Source organism: Cryobacterium cheniae, assembly GCF_004403395.1.
GTDB classification, from domain to species: domain Bacteria; phylum Actinomycetota; class Actinomycetes; order Actinomycetales; family Microbacteriaceae; genus Cryobacterium; species Cryobacterium cheniae.
Genome location: NZ_SOGN01000031.1, coordinates 24,849 through 30,858 on the forward strand (window position 1 = coordinate 24,849; position 6,010 = coordinate 30,858).

Annotated in this window: 6 protein-coding genes; 1 reads left to right on the forward strand and 5 read right to left on the reverse strand. The window is 71.5% G+C overall.

What is annotated here, in order from left to right; genetic code table 11:
• Positions 1-48: 48 nt before the first annotated feature.
• The gene (gene topA / locus E3T23_RS05580) at positions 49-3,096 is read right to left on the reverse strand and encodes a type I DNA topoisomerase (protein ID WP_134369400.1); all 3,048 of its coding nucleotides are present in this window, start codon (positions 3,094-3,096) and stop codon (positions 49-51) included.
• Positions 3,097-3,234: 138 nt separating this feature from the next.
• Here topA and E3T23_RS05585 point away from each other — a divergent pair, with 138 nt between their 5' ends.
• Positions 3,235-3,474 (forward strand): hypothetical protein, encoded by a 240-nt coding sequence (locus E3T23_RS05585; protein WP_134369401.1) that lies wholly within the window; start codon positions 3,235-3,237, stop codon positions 3,472-3,474.
• A gap of 72 nt (positions 3,475-3,546) precedes the next feature.
• On the opposite strand, the gene E3T23_RS05590 is transcribed toward E3T23_RS05585, so the two are convergent.
• The 4 genes from E3T23_RS05590 to E3T23_RS05605 all read right to left on the reverse strand — a co-directional run bounded on the left by E3T23_RS05590 (position 3,547) and on the right by E3T23_RS05605 (position 5,813).
• The gene (locus E3T23_RS05590; RefSeq protein WP_134369402.1) at positions 3,547-3,927 is read right to left on the reverse strand and encodes an Rv3654c family TadE-like protein; all 381 of its coding nucleotides are present in this window, start codon (positions 3,925-3,927) and stop codon (positions 3,547-3,549) included.
• A 62-nt stretch (positions 3,928-3,989) separates the two neighbouring features.
• Positions 3,990-4,397 carry a TadE/TadG family type IV pilus assembly protein gene (locus E3T23_RS05595; RefSeq protein ID WP_134369403.1) on the reverse strand — a complete coding sequence of 136 codons (408 nt, stop codon included), beginning with the start codon at positions 4,395-4,397 and terminating at the stop codon, positions 3,990-3,992.
• On the reverse strand, positions 4,378-4,713 hold the full coding sequence (locus tag E3T23_RS15975) for a DUF4244 domain-containing protein (RefSeq protein ID WP_420898300.1): 336 nt from the start codon (positions 4,711-4,713) through the stop codon (positions 4,378-4,380). Before E3T23_RS15975 ends, E3T23_RS05595 begins: the two co-directional genes overlap by 20 nt.
• Before the next feature lie 113 nt (positions 4,714-4,826).
• On the reverse strand, positions 4,827-5,813 hold the full coding sequence (locus tag E3T23_RS05605) for a type II secretion system F family protein (protein ID WP_134369404.1): 987 nt from the start codon (positions 5,811-5,813) through the stop codon (positions 4,827-4,829).
• Between the last annotated feature and the right edge of the window lie 197 nt (positions 5,814-6,010).

Sequence of the window (6,010 nt, forward strand, 5' to 3'; positions counted from 1 at the left end):
CGGTCACGCCGTCGGCGGTCACTGCGGCGGCGGTCACGTCGTCGGCGGTCACGACTGCAGGGACGTCTGCGCGGCGGCCTTCGCGGCCGCGGTGGCCGCCCGGGTCGCTGCGGCTTTGGCCGCGGTGGCGGCCTTCTGGGCCGGGGTGCGCTGGGCGCGCACGGTCGTGGTGGCACCCGACGGGGTCGGCTTCTTCACGGCCGCCTTCCTCGCCGGAGCTTTCTTCGCCGGAGCCTTCTTGACCGCCGCTTTCTTGGCCGGGGCCTTCTTGACCGCCGCTTTCTTGGCCGGGGCCTTCTTCGCGGGAGCCTTCTTCTTCACGGCGGGGCCCTTGGCGCGCTTGTCCGCGAGCAGCTGCACGGCGCGGTCGAAGTCGACCTCCTCCACCGTCTCGGCCTTCGGGATGGTGGCGTTGGTGACGCCGTCGGTGACGTAGGCGCCGAACCGGCCGTCCTTGATCTTGATCGCCTTGCCGCTTTCGGGGTCGGGTGCCTCGAATTCCTTGAGCGCGCTCGACGCGCGCCGGGCGCCGTACTTGGGCTGGGCGTACAGTTCGACCGCGCCGGCCAGGTCGATCTCGAAGATCTGGTCTTCGCTGGTCAGCGACCGGGTGTCGACGCCCTTCTTGAGGTAGGGGCCGAACTTGCCGTTCTGGGCCGTGATCTCCGCGCCCGTCTCCGGGTCGGCGCCGACCACGCGCGGCAGGGCGAGCAGGTGCAGGGCCGTGTCGAGGTCGATCGTGGCCAGGTCCATGGTCTTGAACAGCGAGGCCGTGCGCGGTTTCACCGCGGCGGCCTTCTTGGCCGGGGCCTTGCGCTTGGGCTTCGCGGCGGCGGCCGCGGCTGTGGCCGTGGTCTTCGAGGCGGCCTCGGCGGCGGCCGAGTCGGCGAGCAGGGTCACTTCGCCGGTGACCGGGTCGATGGTCTCGCCGGGTTCGACGACCTCGGGCTCGGGCTCCAGTTCGGTGACGTACGGGCCGAACCGGCCGTCCTTCGCCACGATCTGCTTGCCGTTCTCGGGGTTCTCCCCGATCACGCGGTCGGTGATGACCGGCGCGTCGATGAGTTCGCGGGCCTTCGCCGGGGTCAGCTCGTCGGGGGCCAGGTTCGGCGGGATGTTCACCCGGCGCGGCGGGGCATCCGGTGCCGCGCCCGGATCGATGACCTCGAGGTAGGGACCGTACTTGCCGATGCGCAGGGTGATCTCGTCGCCGATGGGCATCGAGTTGATCGAGCGGGCATCGATTTCGCCGAGGTTGTCGATGACCTGACGCAGCCCGCGGTGCTTGTCGGATCCGAAGTAGAAGCTGGTCAGCCAGTCCACCCGGTCGGCCTTGCCGTCGGCGATGCGGTCGAGGTCGTCTTCCATCTCCGCGGTGAAGTCGTATTCGACCAGGTCGGTGAAGTACTCCTCGAGCAGGCGCACGACGGAGAAGGCGATCCAGTTGGGCACCAGCGACTGGCCGCGCGGGGTGACGTAGCCGCGCTCGGTGATGGTGGAGATGATCGACGCGTAGGTCGAGGGGCGGCCGATGCCGAGCTCTTCGAGCTTCTTGACCAGGCTCGCCTCGGTGTAGCGGGCGGCCGGGGTGGTCTCGTGGCCCTTGGCCTCCACGTCGAGCAGGGTCAGCGTCTGGCCCTCTTCGAGCGGCGGCAGCTTGGACTCGGTGGCGTCGGTGGGCGCGTTGCGCTCCTCGTCCCGGGATTCCTCGTAGGCCAGCATGAAGCCGCGGAACGTGATCACGGTGCCGCTGGCGGCGAATTCCGCGATCACCCCGGATGCGGCGGGGTGCGGGGACGTGCCGGTCGGCCCGGCCGCGATGGTGACCGACGCGGTCGAACCGGTCGCGTCCGCCATCTGCGAGGCGACGGTGCGCTTCCAGATCAGGTCGTAGAGCTTGAAGTCGTTGCCGCGCAGGGTGGAGGCGAGCGAGGGCGGGGTGCGGAACGTGTCGCCGGACGGGCGGATGGCCTCGTGCGCCTCCTGGGCGTTCTTGCTCTTGCCCTTGTACAGGCGGGGCTTGTCGGGCACTGTTGCGGGGCCGTAGAGCGCCGACGCCTGGGTGCGAGCGGCGGTGATCGCCTGCTGCGACAGCGACGGCGAGTCGGTTCGCATATAGGTGATGTACCCGTTTTCGTAGAGCGACTGGGCCACGCTCATGGTCTGGCGGGCGGTGAAGCGCAGCTTGCGGGCGGCTTCCTGCTGCAGGGTCGAGGTGGTGAACGGCGCGGCCGGGCTGCGACGGTAGGGCTTGGAGGCCACCTTCGTCACGGTCAGGGCGACCGACGGTTCCTTGAGGGCGGTGGCCAGGGCGAGGGCGGATGCCTCGTCGAGCGTGACCGCCGACACCTTCGGCTTGAGCCGGCCGAGGTCGTCGAAGTCGCCGCCGGAGGCGATGCGCTCCCCGCCGAGGCGAACGAGCTTGGACTGGAACGCGGCATCCGTCGCCGACGCTCCGGGGGCGAGCTGCGCGATCAGGTCCCAGTAGCCGGCCGAGACGAACGCGAGGCGCTCGCGTTCGCGCTCGACGACGAGGCGGGTGGCCGCGGACTGCACACGCCCGGCGGACAGGCCCGGGCCGACCTTGCGCCAGAGCACGGGGGAAATCTCGTAGCCGTAGATGCGGTCGAGGATGCGCCGGGTCTCCTGCGCGTCGACGAGGGCGGTGTCGAGGTCGCGGGTGTTGTCCTTCGCCTTGAGGATGGCTTCCTTGGTGATCTCGTGGAAGACCATGCGTTTGACCGGGACCTTGGGCTGCAGGACCTGCAGCAGGTGCCAGGCGATGGCCTCGCCTTCGCGGTCCTCATCAGTTGCGAGCAGGAGTTCGTCGGCGTTCTTCATGGCCCGTTTGAGTTCGGCCACGGTCTTCTTCTTCGCGTCGGACACGACGTAGTACGGCTCGAAGCCGTTCTCCACGTCGACCGAGAACTTGCCGAGCGGGCCCTTTTTCAGTTCCGGCGGCAGGTTTTTGGGCTCAATCAAGTCGCGGATATGGCCGACCGAGGACAAGACCTCGTAGCCGTCGCCCAGATAGGCGGCGATCGACTTCATTTTCGTCGGCGATTCGACAATGACCAGCTTCTTAGTGCCTGGCACCAGACTCCTCTTTATAGGTACGGGTCCAAGTGGGCCATGGCACACCATACACACTGCAATATGGTGCCTGCCTAATCGAACACTCCCGGCGAGACCATTGGGGGTTGCCAGGCCTGCGCTGGCGGAGACAATTGGAGCATGGCCACTTCAGCAACGGGCACGTACACCGCGAAGCTCACGGACGGTCCCCTCCAAGGCAAGACAGTCACCACCGAGTTCCTGGAATCCGGCGATCCACGGCCGCGACTCGAGATCCCCGCCGACGGCACCAAGCGCTACCTCTACCTGCGCGGCTCGGGCCTCGAATTCGGTTCCACCGAATTCCCGGATCGGCCCACCGCCGTCGACTACCGCTACGTCGAGGCCCTGTTCGGCTGACCCGCTCGGCTGACCGGTTCGGCTGACCCGCTCGGCTGACCGGCTCGGCTGGCCCGCCCGGCTGACCCGCGGTCAGTTGGCGGGGCCGCCGGGCGAGTCGGGCGGCCCGGCGCGTGCCCGGGCGCCCAGCTCGAAGACGAGGTAGCCGCGCACCGCCGTCACCGACGCGATCAGCCCCTCCACCGTGCAGACGGTGACGGATGCCCCGTTCAGCCTGGCCGCCTCGGCCGCCGCCGCGCAGGGCACGCCGGCCACGACGCCCGAGGCGGTGTCGGCGGCGGCAAGCGCCGCGGCATCCGCTGCCCCCTGCACCGCCTGGCCGACCACCAGCGCGGCGAACAGCGGCAGCAGCACCGCCGTCAGCAGCATGACCGATCCCAGCACCCCGACGGCGAGAACCGTGCCCGAGCCCCGGTCGGGCGGTGACGCCGGCCGGGGACTCCCCCGCCGCAACGTAACCCTCCGCAGCGTAGCCGGCCGGGGCGCAACCGGCCGGGACGGTGCATGCCGGACCCTCACAGTCCGCCGCCGAGCGCGCACGACCCGGCCCGGAGGGTGAGTCCGAAGGCCGCGAACGCGCCGAACGAGCTCGGCACGCTCAGGTTCACGCAGACGAACTCGCCCCGGCGCTCGGGGGTCATCGAGGCCCCCCGCACCGCCTGCCGCACCAGCCCCGCGGCCCGGTCGACGCTGTCGCCCCGGGAGAGGGAGCGGGCGGCGTCGGCCGCGGCATCCGTGAGGCGCACCTGCTGGCCGACCACCTGCAGGGCGCCCAGGCAGCAGGCGAGCACGAGCAGCACGGCCGGCACCACCGTCGCGAACTCGGCGGTGACGCTGCCCCGATCGCCGGGGCCCGGGCGGCAGGCGCTGACGCGGGCGGTGCGGGGCCGTGCCGGGCGATGGCTACCCCACCGAGAGCGCATTGCGCACCAGATCGGTCAGGATGCCGCGCACCTCGTCGCCACGCAGGATCACGATCAGCAGACCGGCGAAGCCGACCGCCGCCATCGTGGCGACGGCGTATTCGGCGGTGGCCGCGCCCGTCTCGGAGCGGAGGCCGAGCGGCAGCCGGAATCGGCCGGGGCGCGGGAACCGGGGTACCGGTGCCGCCCCCTGCAGGGAGTCGTGGCCGAAGCGGGGAGCGGCGGCCGGTCCCGGGGCGGAAACTGTGGTGGGTTCGATGCTGGGTTCGATAGTGGAATCGGTGATGGGTTCGATAGTGGAATCGGTGGCGGGCATTCGTTCGTCTCCTTCTCACGTCGAGCGACGCGGTGTGTGGGCGGCACGAGTGGTCTCAGACTGCCGCGGCCGGGGGCCGGCGCACCGGGTGGGCCCGCACCGGTGCACAACTTTCAGAGAACGAGGACTGTGGACGAGAGGACGGTGATCAGCAACGGCAGAACTCCGATCAGCATGAACGCGGGCAGCACGCACACTCCGAGCGGGATCATGAGCGTGACCGACAGGGTGGCGGCCCGGTGCTGGCCGTCGCTGCCGGCCTGCCGGCGCAGCTGGTCCGCCTCACTGCGCAGCAGCTCCGCGGCGGGGACGCCGGCGCGCACCGACAGCGCCAGCACCCGGTCGATGGCGGCCGCGGACTCCGCCCTGTGCAGGGCGAACCGCTCGGCCGCCGTGTCGACCACGGCCCGGGCGCGCTCGACGGAGGCGCCGCCGGTCATGGCGATCGCGGTGAGGTCCAGTTCGAGCCCGGGGGTCGGATCACGCGCCCGGGCGGTGTGCACGAGCCGCCGGTTCCACCGGTCCGCCGCCAGCATCAAGGCGGCGCCGCCGACCAGGCAGGCCCAGCCGGGCGGGGTGAAGAACAGCGTCTGCAGGGTGTTGAAACCCAGCAGGCTGCCGAACAGAACCCCGACGACCGGCAGGAACGCCACCATCCGTGCCGTGGCGCTCGGCCCGGCCAGTGCCACGGCCAGGTCGGCGTGCAGCCGGCCGAGTTGCCGGAAGGAGGACGCCAGTTGCCGCAGGCAGGCCGCCAGCGGTGCCCCGGCCTGGGTGGCCACCTGCCAGGCCGCGGCGAGGCCCAGCCAGGCCGCACCGACCTGGCCGCCGAGGGTGCGGGCTTCGGCGGCCACGGCGTCGGCGATGTTGTCACCCCGGCGCCCGGCGTCGGCCGCCGCCCGGATGATCTGCGTCCCCGGGGAGTGTGGCGTCGGAGAGCCCGGGGATGACCACGGCCTCGACCCCGGCCGCCACTTCGACTTCAACGTCGGGGAGTGGGCCGTCCGGCCGCCGGGGTCCGGCACGTCGGGTTCGAGATAGGCCCACGCGGAAGCCGGGGAAACGCCGGCGGCGAGCAGCACCGCGATACGCTGCGTCACCTGCGCCACCTCCTCGATCGCCGGGCCGGCCGGGCCGCTCCCCCGCCTCAGGCCGGGCCTCACGCCGGTCCATCTGCCAAGCCTCACGCCGGGCCTCCCGACTCGGTGGGCGCGGCAACCCGCCGCCCGTGGCCGCGGATAGGGCCCGGAACGACCGGGCCCGCCCCGCCAGGGCCCGCCCCGCCGGGACCCGCCCC

Excerpts from the sequence above, each read along its gene's own strand:
- E3T23_RS05585 (WP_134369401.1), top strand. The coding sequence starts at position 3,235 with ATGGCCACTTCAGCAACGGGCACGTACACCGCGAAGCTCACGGACGGT.
- E3T23_RS05595 (WP_134369403.1), bottom strand. The coding sequence starts at position 4,397 with ATGCGCTCTCGGTGGGGTAGCCATCGCCCGGCACGGCCCCGCACCGCC.
- E3T23_RS15975 (WP_420898300.1), bottom strand. The coding sequence starts at position 4,713 with ATGCCCGCCACCGATTCCACTATCGAACCCATCACCGATTCCACTATC.